Source organism: Mesorhizobium sp. B2-1-8 (genome assembly GCF_006442545.2).
Classification (GTDB): domain Bacteria; phylum Pseudomonadota; class Alphaproteobacteria; order Rhizobiales; family Rhizobiaceae; genus Mesorhizobium.
Genome location: NZ_CP083952.1, coordinates 193,441 through 211,093, shown reverse-complemented (window position 1 = coordinate 211,093; position 17,653 = coordinate 193,441). Strand labels below are relative to the sequence as shown.

Genomic DNA, 17,653 nt, shown 5'->3' with positions numbered 1-17,653 from the left:
GTGGGGGGAGGATCAAGAGCAGCGAGACGGGCCGGACGGCCGATTTATTCGTCGAGTTCTGATTTTGCCACGGACTGACCGGATTCTGTTCTCCTGCGCCCGACATTGCGCCGGATCATGCCGAAATCGGCGCCGCCGGTGGCGAATGCGGTGACGAAATAGAGCGTCGCCCCACCTGCCACCAGCGCGAGCACCGTGGTCGCCTTGATGACCAGCGGCGAACCGGGTCCGAGCCTGGCGGCGAAATAATGTTCGGCGAAATAGAGGGCGACACCCATTACCGCCGCCGACAGCACCAGCCGTGGAATTCGCTTCAAGAGCGGCACGTCGCGGCCCCAATGGCCGCGCCGGATCAGTACGGCAAGCAGCATCAGCGCGTTGACCCAGCCGGCGACTGCCGAAGCCACGGCGATACCGGGTGCGCCCATCCTCGGGAATAGCGTCAGTGCGGTGCCGACATTCACCGCCACGGAGATTGCGGCGAAGATCATCGGCGTGCGCGTGTCCTCGCGCGCGAAATACCCTGGGGTGAAGGCCTTGATCAGCACGAAGGCCGGCAGGCCGAGACCGAAGATCGCCAGGATCGCCGCCACGACAGGCGTCGAATGGTTGGCGGCGAACGCACCGCGCTCATAGACCAGCCGTACGATCGGTTCCGACATGACCCAAAGTGCCGCCGCCGCCGGCAAGGTCATGAACAGGGTGAATTCGACGGAGCGGTTCTGCAGATTGGCGGCCTCGATCACATTGCCTGATTTCAGAGCCCGCGACAGTTCGGGCAACAGCACGATCGCCACCGCGACGCCGACGACGCCGAGCGGCAACTGGTAGACGCGGTCGGCATAGGCCAGCGAGGAGACGGCACTGTCCTGCGCCGAGGCAATGGCCGTTCCGATCAGCTGGTTGATCTGGGTGATGCCGCCGGTGATCGCCGCCGGCAGCGCCAGGATCAGGAGCCGCTTCACGTTCGGGGTCATCTTCGGCCGGCGGAAGCCGATCGAGATGCCGGCATTGCGCACCGCCACCCAGACGATGGCGAGTTGCACGATGCCGGCCGCCAGCACGCCCCAGGACAGGGCGAAGCCGACAGCATGTGCATCCTGCCCATGGTACCAGGCGTAGCCAAGCACGCTGATCAGGATGATGTTGAGGAAAGCCGGCGCGATCGCGGCGGCGAAATAGCGGCGCAGCGAGTTCAGCATGCCCGCCATCATGGCGGCGAGCGACATGCAGATCAGGTAGGGGAACATGATCGTCGCGAGCCGGACGGTCGTCTCGAACTTGCCCGGCGTGTCGGCAAAGCCCGGCGCCACCAGGTAGCGCACGATCAGCGGCATCGCCAGTTCCATGGCGATGGTCAGCGCCAGCAGCGCGGTGAACAGGACCCCGAACACTTCTTCCGAGAATCGCTTGGCGCCGTCGGTGCCGTGCGTCTCGATCTCCTTGGCGAACAGCGGCACGAAGGCGGCGTTGAACGCGCCTTCGGCGAACAGCCGGCGAAACGTGTTGGGGAACTGGAAGGCGGCGTTGAAGGCGTCGGCGACCGGTCCGGTGCCGAGTGCGGCTGCCATCAGCATCTCGCGGCCGAAACCGAGCGCACGGCTCATCAACGTGCCGGAGGCTACGGTAGCGAATTTCTTGACAAGACTCATGCGTTCGCAAACTGCCTGTGGGATTGGGAGAAGAAGATGATGGCCGTCACTCGGCGGCTGCCTTGGCCCTGCCGCCGCGTTCTGGCACGATGCCTTCGAGCGTCGCGATCAACCGGTTGCGGATGGTGGCGATTCGGGCCGGGCTGTCGATCTTCTGGCCGGTAAGGTCGGTGACATAGAAGGTGTCGATGACCTTCTCGCCAAAAGTGGTGATATGCGCCGAGGCAATGTCGAGCGACAGGTCGGACAGCGTCCCGGTGATTTCCGACAGCAGGCCGGGGCGGTCGAGCCCCTCGACCTCGATCACCGAAAACCGGTTCGACAGCGCGTTGCGGATTTCGGCGCGCGGCGGGATCTTGAACACCTTGGATCCGCGCCTTGGCTTGGTGCGCTTCTCGATCATTTCCGGCAGCCAGCTCTTGCCCGACAGCACGTCCTCGATCAGCTTGCCGACGCGCTCGGCGCGCCGGCGCTCGTCCTCGTCGCGGTCGAACTCCCTCGAGATCAGGATCGTGTCCAGCGCCCGGCCGTCCGACGTGGTGAAGATCTGCGCGTCGACGATGTTGCCGCCGGCGCCGGCGCATGCCCCGGCAATGACCGAGAGAAGACGGGGATGGTCCTGCGCCAGCACGGTGATTTCGGTCACCCCCTCGAACTGGTGCGTCTTGACCATGGTTGCGAGCTTGTTGCCAGCCGCGTCCGTCTCGCGAATGAATTCGGCGTGGCGAAGTTGGTCCGGCAGGTCCACGGCCAGGAGGTAGTTTTCATAATGCAGCCTGACATAGCGCTTGCGCGCCTTGTCGGGCCAGTCGGCGAGCGCCTCCGCCAGCCGTTCGCGCGCCGCCGCCGTGCGTTGAGCGCGCGAGACTTCCGAAAAGCCGCCGGTCAGCAGCAGTTCGGTCTCGTAGTAGAGCGTACGCAGCAACTGGCCCTTCCAGCCATTCCACACGCCTGGTCCAACGCCCCTGATGTCGCAGACGGTCAGGATCAACAGCATCTTCAGCCGCTCGACCGACTGCACGATCGAGGCGAAGTCCTCGATCGTCTTGCGGTCGTTGAGGTCGCGGGTTTGTGCCGTCATCGACATGACGAGGTGGTTCTCGACCAGCCAGGCGACGGTTTCCGTATCGGCCGGCGAAAGCCCCATATGCGGGCAGATCCGCCTTGCGATCCTGGCGCCGGCCTCGGAATGGTCTTCAGGCCTGCCCTTAGCGATGTCGTGCAGCAGCACGGCGACATAGAGCGCCTCGCGGCTCTTCTTCAGGCCCGGCATCAGCGAATGCGACAGCGGATGCACCTTCTCGCCATCGCCGCGCTCGATCTCGGCCAGCACGCCGATGCAGCGGATCAGGTGCTCGTCGATCGTGTAGTGGTGGTACATCGAGAACTGCATCATGGCGACGATCTTGCCGAAATCCGGGATCAGCCGGCCCAGCAGCCCCGCCTCGTTCATACGCCGCAGGTTGAGTTCGGCGTTGCGGTCCGAGGTCAATATGTCGAGAAACAGCCGGTTGGCTTCCTCGTCGCGTCTGAGCGACTTGTTGACCAGGCCGAGCGAACGGGTGAGCAGTTTCAGCGCATCGGGATGGAATTCCAGCCCGTGCTTGTCGGCGAACCAGAACAGCCTGAGAAGATTGACCGGGTCGCGCTCGAAGACGCCGTCGTCGGCGATGTTGATGCGATGGTTGTCGACGATGAAGTCGGACGTGCCCGCAAGCTTTCGCTTGCGGCGCTGGAAGGTGAGGAAGATGCGGTTGAAGCCGGGAACGTGCTTGGCCTGCTCCTCCTCCAGCGCGGCGCAGAAGATGCGGGTCAGGTCGCCGACATCCTTGGCGACGAGGAAATAGTGCTTCATGAAGCGTTCGACCGCCGACAGGCCGGGATGGGTCGTATAGCCGAGCCGTTCGGCGATCTCGCGCTGGATGTCGAAATGCAGCCGCTCCTCGGCCTTCCCCGTGAGGAAATGCATGTGGCAGCGCACCGCCCACAGGAAATCCTCGGCCTTCTGGAACTCACGATACTCGGCCTCGGTGAAGACGCCTTTCTCGACCAGTTCCTCGCCGGTACGCACGCGGTAAAAATACTTGCCGATCCAGAACAGCGTCTGCAGGTCGCGCAAGCCGCCCTTGCCGTCCTTGACGTTGGGCTCGACCAGATAGCGGCTTTCGCCGGCCTTGGCATGGCGCTCGTCGCGTTCGGCGAGCTTGGCCTGCACATATTCCGGTCCGGTCGTGCGCACCACCTCATGGTCGAAGCGCAGCATCAGCTCGTCATAGAGCTTGCGTTCGCCCCACAGGAAACGCGCTTCCAGGATCGAGGTGCGGATGGTGATGTCGGTGCGCGACAGCCTGAGGCACTCATCGATGTTGCGGGTGGCATGGCCGACCTTCAGCCCCATGTCCCACAGCATGTAGAGCATGTATTCGACCGTTTGTTCTCCCCAAGGCGTCTGCTTGTAGGGCAGCAGGAACAGCAGGTCGATGTCGGATCCCGGCGCCAGTGTACCGCGGCCATAGCCGCCGACGGAAACGACCGCCATGCGTTCGGCCGAGGACCGGTTCTTCACCCGGTAGACATGCGTGGCGGCAAAATCGTAGAGCGCGCGGATCAGCTCGTCCATCAGGTGCGACAGCCGTTCGGCGCAGGCGTTGCCGCCGCCATCTTGCCTCAGCATCGCCTCGGCTGTCTTGCGACCCTCGGCCAGGCGCCCCTTGAGAAGCTGAAGAACGGCAGCACGGATGCCCTGGCTGGAACCATCGCCGGCACTGGCCGCGGTCTGTGCGGTCATCTCGCGGCGCAAAGCGTCGCCGTCGATCAGTTCATTGAGCTTCAGGGAGATTTTTGCCATAGATACCGGTTGGCCTTGCCTTTTGGGCGGCGTCTATAGCGTGTTTTCGCGGCGCTGGGTATGGGCCTGCTATCGATCCCGCAAACGCTCTAGTCGTTTGCCTCGACTGGAGCGAGCGGGACGACAATCTGCCGCCGCAGCCTGCAGAGATCGGTGATCTGCCGCGTTGCCCGCCTGGCCTCCCTACGGATCCGTGCGAGAGCCGGCATCCTCTGTCCGTTGGCGAGCCCGCTTGCGACCCGCTCGGCCTCCCGGCCTTGTTCAAGCAGGCTCGGCAACCGGTCGTCCACGAACCGGTCCTGCGCACAGAGCGCCGGGACAAGCTGGTAGATCGTCTTGCCGGTCGACGTCGCGAACGCAGGATCGAAGATGAGATTGTCCACCGCCACATTGACATCGGAGGTCGCCTCGAGAAGAGCGTGAGCCGCTTGCCTAGACAGCAGGTAGCCACCGGCTCCGATATGGTTCTTGCGAAGCCTGAACACCGAAAAACCGTGGCCGACGGCAACCTTCTCCCGCTGGATCACCGTCGTGTGGAAGAACGTCTCGAGCTTGACGACATCGGCGCCGGTCGGAACCCAGTCCGTATTGGCCAGCAGCGCACCGGCTTTCGCGGAAAACACCATGTCGTCCTCGAAGACGGCGCCATACGGCGCGTCGTCTTGCGCGATGATGGTCCAGCAGGCGCGATGACTGTGCAGGCAAGCGATCTCGCTGCCGGACAGACGCCGCACCGCATACAATGCATGCTGGCGCTGCAACACGAGGTCTGGACGGTCCCTTGCATCGATTGCGGCAACCCGCTCGAATCCAAGGCCAATGCGCGCAAACTCCGCAGTCGTATGGGCAAGCCGGTCGGGAGATCGATCGAGGTTGATAACCAGGCGCTTCATTCTTCACTAACTTGTTTTTTCTTGTGGTGGCGGCGCTCTATAGCACATGCGGAGCTTGCGTCTTCTGTATTTTGGGAAGGACTTTGCTTTGTGGCCAAATGAAAGGGACAATACGGCTGTTTAGCCATTCAACTGGCCGGAATCACTGTCGATGTTTGGGGAAGGGGGGGTTTTCAATTTCTATCCCCCGTTCGTCGCAAGGAGGGTCGAAACAACACTGAGGTCTATACTTATGTTGGCGATTCTGCCGGCCAGGCAAGCTTAGTCGGTTGCGCCGGTCGAATCGAAGGGGACGACGATGTGTCGCCGATATCTGCAGAAATCGACGATCCACCGCGCGGCTCGTCCGCCTTCCTTCATGATTCTTTCGGCGACGGGCCTTCTGCGTTTTGCGACAAGAGCATTCGCGGTTCCCTCGGCGTCCCGCTCTTGGCCGAGCAGGCTTGGCAATCGGTCGCCGACGAACTGATCCTGCACGCACAGCGCAGGGACGAGCTGGTAGATCGTCTTGCTGGACGAGGTAGCGAATGCCGGGGTGAAAATTAGATCGTCGGCGGTGATATTGATCTTTTCGGTCGCCTCGAGGAGATCGCGCGCGGCCTGTCTGGAGATGATGTAGCCCCCGGTCCCCGGATGGTTCTTGTAGAGCCTGAACGCGGAAAAACCATGTCCAGCGGCGGTCCTTCGCCGGTGGACGAGGGTTCTCTTGAAGTACGTCTCCAACTTGACAATGTCGGCATCGGTCGGAATCCAGCCGTTGTCGGCAAGCAACGGACCGGCATTTGCTGAAAAAATCACGTCGTCCTCGAAGATGGCGCCGTAGCTGGCATCGTCCTGCGCCAGGATCGCCCAGCAGAGGCGGTGGCTGTGCAGGCAGGCGATCTCGCTGCCCAGCAAACGCCGGGGGGCATACATCGGATGTTGCGGTTGCTGCCCGAGTTCGGGGTGGCTGCGCGCATCGACCGCCGCAACACGTTGGAACGCAGCGCCGATCCGGGCGAACTCTGCACTTATGTGAGCAAGTCGGTCCGGGGACCGATCGAGATTGATGACCAGGCACTTCATAGTCGACCGAAATCTAGCGAGATGAACGGGATGCGGCGAATAATATTAGCAAGAAAAGTTTTAGCACGAGATGTGCCTTTGTGCAGGGGGTGTTCGATCGATTTCACGGCCCCCGAAATCGGAAAATCAAAACGGCCCTTGACCTTCCAGTTACTGGAAGCACTACCTCGGGTTCGAAGCAATGACATCAAGGCATTTTCGGAATGACGCATTCAGATCACGATCACCAGGCACATGGCTCGCATGGCGGCTGTTGCGCGCCGAAAGGCGCCGCCGCGAATACGGTCCTCCGCGACCCGGTCTGCGGCATGACCGTGGATCCGGCCGCCGGCAAGCCGACATCTCAGCATGACGGCCGCCTCTATCATTTCTGCAGCGAGCGCTGCCGTTCGAAGTTCCAGGCCGAGCCTGAGAATTACCTCACGGCCGCCGACCCTGTGTGCGGCATGAGCGTCGACCGCTCGACGGCGAAACATTTCGTCCGTCATGAAGGCCAGGGCTTCTATTTCTGTTCCGCCGGCTGCAAGGCGAAGTTCGAGGCGGCGCCGCAAACCTATCTCGACGGCAGGCCGGCGCCGGCGCCGATGCCCAAGGGCACGCAATACACCTGCCCGATGCATCCGCAGATCATCCGCGGCAAGCCCGGCTCCTGCCCGATCTGCGGCATGGCGCTCGAGCCTATGGGCGTGCCGACGGGCGATGAAGGGCCAAATCCCGAACTGGTCGATTTCACCAGGCGGCTCTGGGTGAGCGCGCTGCTGTCGGCCCCGCTGCTGATCATCACCATGGCGCCGATGGTCGGCCTGTCGCTGGAGGGCCTGGTCGAGGATCGCGCAAAGGTCTGGATCGAACTGGCCCTGGCGAGCCCCGTGGTGCTCTGGGCCGCCTTCCCGTTTTTCCATCGCGGCTGGGACTCGATCCTCAACCGCAGCCCCAACATGTGGACGCTGATTTCGCTGGGTGTCGCCGCCGCCTATTTCTACAGCGTCGTCGCCACGCTCTTCCCGGACATCTTTCCGCATGAGTTTCGCGGCCATGGTGGTGCGGTGCCGGTCTATTTCGAGGCCGCCGCAGTCATCGTCGCGCTTGTCTTCCTCGGCCAGGTGCTGGAACTGCGCGCCCGCGAAAAGACCGGATCGGCGATCCGCGCTTTGCTTGACCTCGCGCCGAAGACCGCGCGGCGGATCGCCGAGGACGGCGCCGAGACCGATGTAGCACTGGACGAGGTGAAGACCGGCGAGCGCCTGCGCATCCGGCCCGGCGATGCGGTCCCGGTCGACGGGACGGTGCTCGAAGGCCGCTCCTCCATCGACGAATCGATGATCACGGGCGAACCCTTGCCGGTCGAGAAGGCCGAAGGCGATGCGTTGACCGGCGGCACGCTCAACAAGAACGGCTCGCTGATCATGCGCGCCGAACGGATCGGCGCCGAGACCACGCTGTCGCGCATCGTCGAACTCGTCGCCAAGGCACAGCGCTCGCGCGCGCCGATCCAAGGCTTGGCCGACCGCGTTTCCTTCTACTTTGTCCCGGCCGTCGTCCTGGTCGCCATCGTCGCGTTCATCGCCTGGGCGGTCTTCGGCCCCGAGCCCAGCCTGATCTTCGCCATCGTCTCGGCGGTTTCGGTGCTGATCATCGCCTGTCCCTGTGCGCTGGGTCTCGCCACGCCGATGTCGATCATGACCGCCACCGGGCGCGGCGCGCATGCCGGCGTGCTGATCAAGGAAGCCGCCGCGCTCGAACGCTTCGCCTCCGTCGACACCTTGATCGTCGACAAGACCGGCACGCTGACCGAAGGCCGGCCGAAACTGACCGATGTCGTCGCGGCTACGGGCTTTTCCGAGGACGAATTGCTGGTGTACGCCGCGACCCTGGAAAAAGGCTCGGAGCATCCGCTGGCCGAGGCCATCGTCGAGGGGGCGGACCAGCGCGGCGTGAAGATCGCCGAGGCCGGCAGCTTCGAGGCGGTTACCGGCAAGGGCGTTTCCGGCACGGTGTCGGGCAAGAAGGTCGCGCTCGGCAATGCCGCGATGATGGCCGATCTCGCCATCGACGTTTCCGCAATCCAAGCCAGCGTGGAAGCATTGCAGGGCGATGGCAAGACGGCGATGTTCGTCGGCGTCGACGGCAAGCTGGCCGGCATCGTCGCCGTCGCCGATCCGGTCAAGGCGACCACGGCCGAGGCGATCAAGGCGCTACACGGCAGCGGGCTGAGGATCGTCATGGCGACCGGCGACAATGAGCGCACGGCCAAGGCAATCGCTGGACGTCTTGGCATCGACGAGGTTCGGGCAGGTCTGTTGCCGGAACAGAAGGCAGCGCTCGTCGACGAACTGCGCGGCAGGGGTGCCGGTGTCGCCATGGCCGGGGACGGCGTCAACGACGCGCCGGCGCTTGCCGCCGCCGATGTCGGCATCGCCATGGGAACGGGCGCCGATGTCGCGGTCGAAAGCGCCGGCATCACCTTGGTCAAGGGCGATCTCAACGGCATCGTGCGCGCCCGCACCCTGGCCCAGGCGACTATCGGCAACATCCGGCAGAACCTGTTCTTCGCCTTCCTCTACAATGTGCTCGGCGTGCCGGTCGCCGCCGGCGTGCTCTATCCGCTCACCGGCACGCTTCTGTCGCCGATGCTAGCGGCCGCGGCGATGAGTCTGTCCTCCGTCTCGGTGATCGCAAACGCTTTGCGGCTCAGAACGTTGAAACTCTGAGATCAGCCCCCAGATACGAAACCCAACCGACAGGAGACCATGAATGACCTTGGCTAAGAAACTCGTGCTGCTGCTGATGGCCGCCGGAATGCTGCTTGCCGTCTTCCTCGAAAGCGTGCCGGCGCGGAGCGAGGAGATGAAGCACGACATGGGTGCCATGGCCATGGGAGCGGAAAGCCCTTCGACGGCGGGCTACAAGGCGGCGATGGACAAGATGCATACCGACATGATGGCCTCGCAATATACCAGCAACGCCGATGTCGATTTTGTCCGCGGCATGATTCCGCATCATCAGGGCGCGATCGATATGGCCAAGGTCGAACTGGCCAACGGCAAGGATCCCGAAATCCGCAAGCTCGCCGAAGGCGTCATCGCCGCGCAGGAAGCCGAAATCAAGCAGATGCAGGACTGGCTCGCCGCCTATCCGGTGAAGTAAGCTTCGCGGCAGCACTAAGCAGGTCCGGCGAGAACTTCATCCGGGTTCACGTCGAGGCTCGATGCGATCGGGTACCCACGGAGCCATGCCATGGAATCGAGCGTCAGAACCACCACGCTGCCCTGCGGCGAGGCCATACCCGTCCTCGGCCAGGGCACGTGGAAGATGGGCGAGGATTCGCGCCGCCGCGCCGATGAGGTCAGGGCGCTGAAGCTCGGCCTCGACCTCGGCGTCACGCTGATCGACACCGCCGAAATGTATGCCGATGGCGGTGCCGAGGTCGTGGTAGCGGAAGCCATCGCCGGGCGTCGTGACGAAACCTTCCTGGTCTCGAAGGTCCTGCCCTCCAACGCCTCGCGCGCCGGCGTGCGCCGCGCCTGCGAAAACAGCCTGAAGCGCCTGCGCACCGACCGCATCGACCTCTATCTCCTGCATTGGCCGGGCAGCGTGCCGTTGACCGAGACGGTCGAGGCGTTCGAAGCGCTGAAGCAAGCCGGCAAGATCCGGCATTGGGGCGTCAGCAATTTCGACACCGACGAGATGCAGGAATTGGTGCTCCTGTCCGACGGCGACAAGGTACAGACCAACCAGGTGCTCTACAATCTCGTCCGCCGCGGCCCGGAATTTGATCTCTCGCCCTGGATGAGGAAACGCGGCATCCCGCTGATGGCCTATTCGCCGGTGGAGCAGGGCGCGCTGGCACATAATGCCAGGCTTGCCGAGGTCGCCGCCCGCCATGGTGCGAGCGCGGCGCAAATCGCCTTGGCCTGGGTGATGCGGCAGGACGACGTCATCGCCATTCCCAAGGCCGGCAGCCAGGAGCACGTCCGCCAGAATGTCGCCGCGCTCGATATCAGGCTTACACATCAGGACATCGCCGATCTCGATCGTGCGTTCCCGCAACCGACGCGCAAGCGCGGACTGGAGATGATTTAGCTAGGAAGCAATCCCTGCAGAGCCGACCACTGCCATCATCGATGCGGCCAAATGCTAAAAGCCGGAGCGGAGATATCATCGTTGTCGATGATGATATCGGCAACCTGCTGAGGCCGTGCCTCGGTCAGGTAGAGCTGTTCAGACAGGCGATAGCGTTCCAACATCTCGCCATCGCGTGCCGTTGCACGAAGCTCCGATATTTGAGGATCTACATCCAACCACACCCCAACATCCCAAAGATCGCGCAATTCGGGACGCAATGCGAATACGCCGTCAATGACGAGAATGGCTTGGTCCGGCACCGGTATAAGTTCAGCTGAATGGTCTATCTGCGTTATCGGATCAATCGAGCACAGCATGGTCTGTCCGGCTCGGAAGCCGCCGACCAAATCTGAGCGAATGCGTTCAATATCGAACGCGTTGCGATAGTAGCCTTCACCGCTCGCTCGATCGTAAAGGTAACGATCTCGCCAGGGTTTCTTGAAGTCATCCAGGCTCGCCCGAAACACACCTGTCACGGTCGCGCTCAGAGTGTGGGCGAGCTCATCGGCAAATGTTGTCTTGCCGGAGGCGGTACGACCGTCAATGGCTACAACAACCGGACCCTCAACATATGAAGTAACGACATCTGCCAAGCGAGTCGTCAAACCGGCCCGCACCTCGGAGACATGTGCCTGTCGAGGTGCAATCCACGTTGACGATCCTCGTATCCATTTGGTTGTCATCAGCGGTCATTGGTGCCGGCAACAGTTGCGTGCATCGAACCTAGATGGGAAGAACCGTCATGGAAACCCGCATCAAGATTGCCGCACCACTCGAAGATGTGGATACCGAACGCCTGCACCTCCGGGGGAGATTGGCGGTATCGCCGCCGCCTCTCCTATTTCCCCGCCAGCCCCTTCAGCCGGTAAAGCGCCTCCAGCGCTTCCTTCGGCGTCATCTCGTCGGGATTGATCTCGCCGAGCGCTGCGCCCAGCGCGTCGTCCTTCACCGGCTTTGGCTCTTCCCGCTTCAGCGCCACCGAAAACAGCGGCAGGTCGTCGACCAGCCGGTTGGTCTTGCCGGAGACCTCGCCTTCCTCCAACTGGTGCAGCACCGCCTTGGCGCGGTCGACCACCGCTTCCGGCAGACCGGCGAGCCGCGCCACCTGCACGCCGTAGGAGCGGTCGGCGGCGCCCTTGCCGACCTCGTGCAGGAAGACGACGTCGCCTTCCCATTCCTTGACCCGCATGGTGACGTTGGAGAGCCGCGCCAGCTTGCCGGCGAGCGAGGTCATTTCGTGGAAATGGGTGGCGAAGATCGCCCGGCAGCGGTTCTTCTCATGCAGATATTCGACCGCCGCCCAGGCGATCGACAGGCCGTCGAAGGTTGCGGTGCCGCGGCCGATCTCGTCGAGGATCACCAGCGCCCGTTCGCCGGCCTGGTTGAGGATCGCCGCCGTCTCGACCATCTCGACCATGAAGGTCGAGCGGCCGCGCGCCAGATCGTCCGAGGCGCCGACGCGCGAGAATAGCCGGTCGACGACGCCGATATGGGCAGACGCCGCCGGCACGAAGGAGCCGGTCTGGGCCAGGATCGCGATCAGCGCGTTTTGCCGCAGGAACGTCGACTTACCACCCATGTTCGGGCCGGTCAGCAGCCAGATCGCGCCGTTCTTGGCATTCCCCTCGGGTGAGAGGTCGCAATCATTGGCGACGAATGAGCCTTCGCCCGAACGGCGCAGCGCCTGTTCGACCACTGGATGCCGGCCACCCGAAATCTCGAAGGCCAGGCTGGAATCCACCACCGGCCGGCACCAGGCTTCGCTCTCCGATAAAAGCGCGAGTGCTGCCGACACGTCGAGCACGGCGAGCGCATCGGCGCCGGCGCGGATCGCTTCGGCCTCGCCGACCGCCTCCGCTGTCAGCGCATCGAAGGCGGCCAGCTCGATGCTCAGCGCACGGTCGGCGGCATTGGCGATCTTGGTCTCGAGTTCGGCGAGTTCCGTCGTGGTGAAGCGCATGGCATTGGCCATGGTCTGGCGGTGGATGAACCGCGCCTTGGCGCCATCGCTGCCGGTCATGACGGCATGATGGTTGGCCGTCACCTCGATGTAGTAACCGAGCACGTTGTTGTGCCGGATCTTCAGCGAACGGATGCCGGTCTCCTCGATCAGCGAGCGCTCCAGCGCGGCGATCACTTTGCGCGACTCGTCGCGCAGCGCCCGCATCTCGTCGAGTTCGGCATGGTAACCGCCGCGAACGAAACCGCCGTCACGTTTGAGCAGCGGCAGTTCCTCGCCGAGCGCCTGGGTGAGATGCTGGGCAAGTGCCCTGGGCAGCGTCTGGATGGCGGCCATTGCGCCGGCCAGTTCCTGGGGCAAGGCGACCGCGGCAAAGGTTTCGGCAATGGCGCCGGCCGCCTCGAAGCCGGCGCGCAGCGCGCCGAGGTCGCGTGGGCCGCCGCGGTTGAGCGCCAGCCTGGACAGCGCACGCGGCATGTCGGCGACGCTCTTCAGGCTCATCCGTACTGCCTGGCAAAGCCGCACTTCGGAACGGAAGAACGACACCGAATCCAGCCGTGCGCCGATGGCCGCCGGGTCGGTCAGCGGCGCCATCAGCCGGTCGGCGAGCAGCCTCGCGCCGCCGCCGGTCACCGTGCGGTCGATCGCCTTGAACAGCGAACCCTCGCGGCTGCCGGACAGCGTGCGCAACAGTTCGAGATTGCCGCGCGTCGCCGGATCGATGAACAGGGTCGAGCCCTGCTCCTCGCGTTCGGGCCGCGACAAGGGAGGACGCTCAGCCTTCTGCGTCTTCTCGACATAGGCGATGGCGCCCGAGATGGCCGACAGTTCGGCGCGTGAAAACGTGCCGAAACTGTCTGGTGTCGCCACCTCGAAAAAGCGCGCGATCCGCCCCGTGGCCGAGGCCGAATCGAACAGGCTCGGCGGCTGTGGGCTGGCAACGCGTCCGAGCACGTCGAAAACCGGCTTCAGCTCGGGATCGTGGAACACCGGCTCGGCGACGATCAGCTCACGCGGATCGACGCGGAAGATGTCGGCCAGCAGCCGGTCGGCGGTGGTCTCGGCGACGCGGAAGGCGCCGGTCGAGATGTCGATCCAGGCAATTGCAAAGCTTCCTTGGTTCCCTGTCGCGCTGCCGCGCTCCCCGCTTCTTGGCTCCGCCCCACCCTTAACCCTGCCCAACGCCATCAGGAAACTCGATTCCGACGGCGCCAGCAATTTGTCCTCGGTGATAGTGCCCGGCGTCACCAGCCGCACCACGTCACGGCGCACCACCGATTTGGAGCCGCGCTTCTTGGCTTCGGCCGGATCCTCGATCTGCTCGCAGACGGCGACGCGGAATCCCTGGCCGATCAGCTTCTGCAGATAGTCGTCGGCCGCATGCACCGGCACGCCGCACATCGGAATGTCGTGGCCCTGATGCTTGCCGCGCTTGGTGAGCACGATGCCGAGCGCCCGGCTCGCCTTCTCGGCATCGTCGAAGAACAGCTCGTAGAAATCGCCCATGCGGTAGAACAGCAGCGAATCCGGGTTCGCCGCCTTGATCTCGATGAACTGCTCCAGCATCGGCGTGACGGCGGCCGTGCCGGGCTGTGGCGGCGTCATCGCCTCGGGGGCGGCGTCGGGCTCGTTCGGGCTGTGCATGTTCATGGCGCGGCACGCTAGCAGATGTGATGGCGGGGTTTAATGCCGGGCCATCGAAAAGCAGGGGAAGACCGCGAGCCATCGTCCATGGAAGGGCTATTCAGCGGCATTGCCCGATGCCGTGATCGCGCATGCGCATGAAATCATGGCATCCAGGGTGGCGCGGAAGGGCTCCTGACCGAGCGTGTCCGCTTTGAAGCAGCTTTGCAGAGCTTCGTGGTTTACACGCGGCGGCCCGTGGTCTTAATTCGCAAGCACACAGGCACCCGCCTCAAGGAGGTGTCGCACCGGCGAGGAAATCAAAAGCATCATGGCCAGGAAAACCGAGAACAACGGTCCATCCGTCAGCGCGCAGGAAGCGCTCGAATTCCACGCCATGGGCCGGCCCGGCAAGCTGGAGATCGTCGCCACCAAACCGATGATGACGCAGCGGGATCTGAGCCTCGCCTATTCGCCTGGTGTCGCCGTGCCGGTGCGCGCCATCGCCGAGGACCCGTCCAGGGCTTTCGACTACACGGCGCGGGGCAACATGGTCGCCGTCATCTCGAACGGCACCGCCATTCTTGGCCTCGGCAATCTCGGCGCGCTGGCCTCGAAGCCGGTGATGGAAGGCAAGGCGGTGCTGTTCAAGCGCTTCGCCGATGTCGATTCCATCGACCTCGAGGTCGACACCGAGGATGCCGACGAGTTCATCAACTGCGTGCGCTTCCTCGGTCCCTCCTTCGGTGGCATCAACCTGGAAGACATCAAGGCGCCGGAATGCTTCATCATCGAGCAGCGCCTGCGCGAACTGATGGACATCCCGGTCTTCCACGACGACCAGCACGGCACCGCCATCATCTCGGCCGCCGGCCTGATCAACGCGCTGGAGGTAACCGGCCGCGACATGAAGACCACGAAGCTGGTCTGCAATGGCGCGGGTGCGGCCGGCATCGCTTGCATCGAGCTGATGAAGGCGATGGGTTTTTCGCCCGAAAACATCACCTTGTGCGATACCAAGGGCGTGGTCTTCCAGGGCCGCACCGAGGGCATGAACCAGTGGAAATCGGCGCATGCGGTCAAGACGAAGGCGCGTTCCCTGGCCGAGGCGCTCAACGGCGCCGATGTCTTCCTCGGCCTTTCCGCCAAGGGGGCGCTGACCACCGCCATGGTGCAGTCGATGGCCAAGAACCCGATCATCTTCGCCATGGCCAATCCCGATCCCGAGATCACGCCCGAGGAAGTGGCCGAGATCCGCACCGACGCCATAATGGCCACCGGGCGTTCGGATTACGCCAATCAGGTCAACAACGTGCTCGGCTTCCCCTATATCTTCCGCGGCGCGCTGGATGTCAGGGCGACCACCATCAATGACGACATGAAGATCGCCGCCGCGCGTGCACTGGCCGAACTGGCGCGCCAGGACGTGCCCGACGACGTCGCCGCCGCCTATCAGGGCAACCGGCCGAAATTCGGGCCCAACTACATCATCCCGGTGCCGTTCGACCCGCGCCTGATCTCGGCCATTCCGATTGCCGTGGCCAAGGCGGCAATGGATTCGGGCGTGGCCCGCAAGCCGATCCTCGATCTCGACCGCTACGCGCAGGAGCTTTCCGCCCGCCGCGACCCGATCGCCTCGACCCTGCAGCGCATCTACGATCGCGTGCGCCGCCAGCCCAAGCGCATCGTCTTCGCCGAGGGCGAGGAGGAGCAGGTGATGCGCGCCGCCGTCTCCTATGTGAACCAGCGGCTCGGCACCGCCATCCTGCTCGGCCGCGACGACGTCATCAAGGAGAACGCCAGGCACGCCGGCATCGACTTGAACAAGCAAGGCATCGAGATCATCAATGCGCGCCTGTCGCGTCGCAATTCGATCTACACCGACTACCTCTACGAACGCATGCAACGCAAAGGCTTCCTGTTCCGCGACTGCCAGCGCCTGATCAACAACGACCGCAATCATTTCGCCGCCTGCATGGTGGCGCTGGGCGACGCCGACGGCATCGTCACCGGCGTCACCCGCAACTATTCCACCGCGCTCGACGACATCAGGCGCGTCATCGACGCCAAGCCCGGCCATCGCGTCATCGGCGCCTCGATCGTGCTCGCGCGCGGCCGGACGGTCATCGTCGCCGACACCGCCGTCCACGACATGCCCAACGCCGAGCAGATCGCCGACATCGCCGAGGAAGCGGCCGGCTTCGCCCGCCGCATGGGCTATGAGCCGAGGCTCGCCATGCTCGCTTATTCCACCTTCGGTCACCCGCAGGGCGAGCGTTCCGAACGCATCCAGGAAGCCGTGCGCATCCTCGACAAGCGCCGCGTTGATTTCGAATATGACGGCGAAATGGCCGCCGACGTCGCGCTCAACCCCCGCGCCATGGCGCAATACCCGTTCATCCGTTTGACCGGCCCGGCCAACGTCCTGATCATGCCGGCTTTCCACTCAGCCTCGATCTCGACCAAGATGCTGCAGGAACTGGGCGGCTCGACCGTCATCGGTCCGCTGCTGGTCGGCCTGAACAAGCCGGTACAAATCGTATCGCTGAACGCCAAGGACTCGGACATCGTGAACATGGCGGCGATCGCGGCGTATACGGCGGGGACTTGAGGCAGACGGACTGACGAAAGCTGGCGATCAGGCTGGGACCCTCACCCTGGCGCGAACACCCGCGCCGCCTCGACCACCTCTTCCGCCCGGTCCTGCCGCAGCAGATCGATTGGAATGCGGCCGTCGAGCTGCGCCGCTGGGCGGTTCAGCCACAGCCAGGCGAGCCTCGGGTTGCCGATCAGCTCCAGTACGTCGCTTATGCCGGCCACCGGCCTGCCGTCGACGAACTGCGCCAGCGGGAAGACGTGCTTGCGGCCGCCCTTGCGCAACGCGATGACGTCGCCGCGTCTCTGCCAGCGGTGCAAGGTGGAGCGGGCGATGCGCAGGTTTTCTTCCAGATAGGTCGAGCCGGCGACGCGGCCGGCCCAGTCCTCGATCAGCATCGATTCGAGGTCGTCGGACGGGGGGAACGCGGGGAGTGTTTCGGCCTCAGCCGACAGCGTTGTCGTCCCGGTTGTGCCGGCTTCGCTGCGGCGCGCGGCTTCGGCCGCGAGCGCACGCACGAATTTCGAGGCAAGGCCGGGAAGGTCGGCATGGATGGCGTCGATGGCGCGCTGGTGCTTGGGCGACAGCAAGGTGACGGCGGACGCTATGCTGCCGGCGATCTTGCCGACCGAGACCTTTGTGGGACCGTTGATGGCCTCGTCATAGTGGGCAAGCGCACGCTCGACCTTTTCCGCCACCATGTCGGCGAAATCGTCCTGCGTGATGCCGGTCGTCTTAGTCTGAAATCTGGTCATGCATCTGTTTTCTTGGCCGCGCGCTCCTCCCTCAGCCGCGGCCGGTTGTCGAACGGTTACGGCGGAAAGTGGAAAGCGCGACGGCAACAGATGCAGCGACCCGACAGGTTGCTGTCCTGCATTGCTCCACACCCCG

The 17,653-nt window shown here is 64.0% G+C and carries 11 protein-coding genes; 4 read left to right on the top strand and 7 right to left on the bottom strand.

Annotation, left to right across the window (positions count from 1 at the left end):
* Window positions 1-44 precede the first annotated feature (44 nt).
* The 4 genes from murJ to FJ970_RS00945 all read right to left on the bottom strand — a co-directional run bounded on the left by murJ (window position 45) and on the right by FJ970_RS00945 (window position 6,458).
* The gene (murJ, locus tag FJ970_RS00960) at window positions 45-1,652 is read right to left on the bottom strand and encodes a murein biosynthesis integral membrane protein MurJ (protein ID WP_140760749.1); all 1,608 of its coding nucleotides are present in this window, start codon (window positions 1,650-1,652) and stop codon (window positions 45-47) included.
* Between the two features lie 46 nt (window positions 1,653-1,698).
* Window positions 1,699-4,500, bottom strand: coding sequence for a [protein-PII] uridylyltransferase (locus FJ970_RS00955; protein ID WP_140760752.1), 2,802 nt, complete (start codon window positions 4,498-4,500; stop codon window positions 1,699-1,701).
* Window positions 4,501-4,589: 89 nt separating this feature from the next.
* Window positions 4,590-5,393 carry a glycosyltransferase family 25 protein gene (locus tag FJ970_RS00950; protein WP_140760754.1) on the bottom strand — a complete coding sequence of 268 codons (804 nt, stop codon included), beginning with the start codon at window positions 5,391-5,393 and terminating at the stop codon, window positions 4,590-4,592.
* A gap of 261 nt (window positions 5,394-5,654) precedes the next feature.
* A complete protein-coding gene (locus FJ970_RS00945) occupies window positions 5,655-6,458 on the bottom strand; it encodes a glycosyltransferase family 25 protein (RefSeq protein ID WP_140760756.1) in 804 nt (267 codons plus the stop codon).
* 203 nt (window positions 6,459-6,661) lie between these two features.
* On the opposite strand from FJ970_RS00945, the gene FJ970_RS00940 reads away from it, so the two are divergent.
* The 3 genes from FJ970_RS00940 to FJ970_RS00930 all read left to right on the top strand — a co-directional run bounded on the left by FJ970_RS00940 (window position 6,662) and on the right by FJ970_RS00930 (window position 10,541).
* Window positions 6,662-9,169 carry a heavy metal translocating P-type ATPase gene (locus FJ970_RS00940; RefSeq protein WP_140760759.1) on the top strand — a complete coding sequence of 836 codons (2,508 nt, stop codon included), beginning with the start codon at window positions 6,662-6,664 and terminating at the stop codon, window positions 9,167-9,169.
* A gap of 43 nt (window positions 9,170-9,212) precedes the next feature.
* Window positions 9,213-9,605, top strand: coding sequence for a DUF305 domain-containing protein (locus FJ970_RS00935; RefSeq protein WP_140760761.1), 393 nt, complete (start codon window positions 9,213-9,215; stop codon window positions 9,603-9,605).
* Between the two features lie 90 nt (window positions 9,606-9,695).
* Window positions 9,696-10,541 (top strand): aldo/keto reductase, encoded by an 846-nt coding sequence (locus FJ970_RS00930; RefSeq protein ID WP_140760764.1) that lies wholly within the window; start codon window positions 9,696-9,698, stop codon window positions 10,539-10,541.
* Window positions 10,542-10,576: 35 nt separating this feature from the next.
* On the opposite strand, the gene FJ970_RS00925 is transcribed toward FJ970_RS00930, so the two are convergent.
* Window positions 10,577-11,176: a hypothetical protein gene (locus FJ970_RS00925; RefSeq protein ID WP_210243055.1), complete on the bottom strand. Its 600-nt coding sequence runs from the start codon at window positions 11,174-11,176 to the stop codon at window positions 10,577-10,579.
* 245 nt (window positions 11,177-11,421) lie between these two features.
* On the bottom strand, window positions 11,422-14,193 hold the full coding sequence (gene mutS / locus FJ970_RS00920) for a DNA mismatch repair protein MutS (RefSeq protein ID WP_140760768.1): 2,772 nt from the start codon (window positions 14,191-14,193) through the stop codon (window positions 11,422-11,424).
* A 304-nt stretch (window positions 14,194-14,497) separates the two neighbouring features.
* Between mutS and FJ970_RS00915 the strand changes: the two genes are divergently transcribed.
* Window positions 14,498-16,777, top strand: coding sequence for an NADP-dependent malic enzyme (locus tag FJ970_RS00915; RefSeq protein ID WP_140760770.1), 2,280 nt, complete (start codon window positions 14,498-14,500; stop codon window positions 16,775-16,777).
* Between the two features lie 41 nt (window positions 16,778-16,818).
* On the opposite strand, the gene FJ970_RS00910 is transcribed toward FJ970_RS00915, so the two are convergent.
* A complete protein-coding gene (locus FJ970_RS00910) occupies window positions 16,819-17,517 on the bottom strand; it encodes an antitoxin Xre/MbcA/ParS toxin-binding domain-containing protein (protein ID WP_140760771.1) in 699 nt (232 codons plus the stop codon).
* Between the last annotated feature and the right edge of the window lie 136 nt (window positions 17,518-17,653).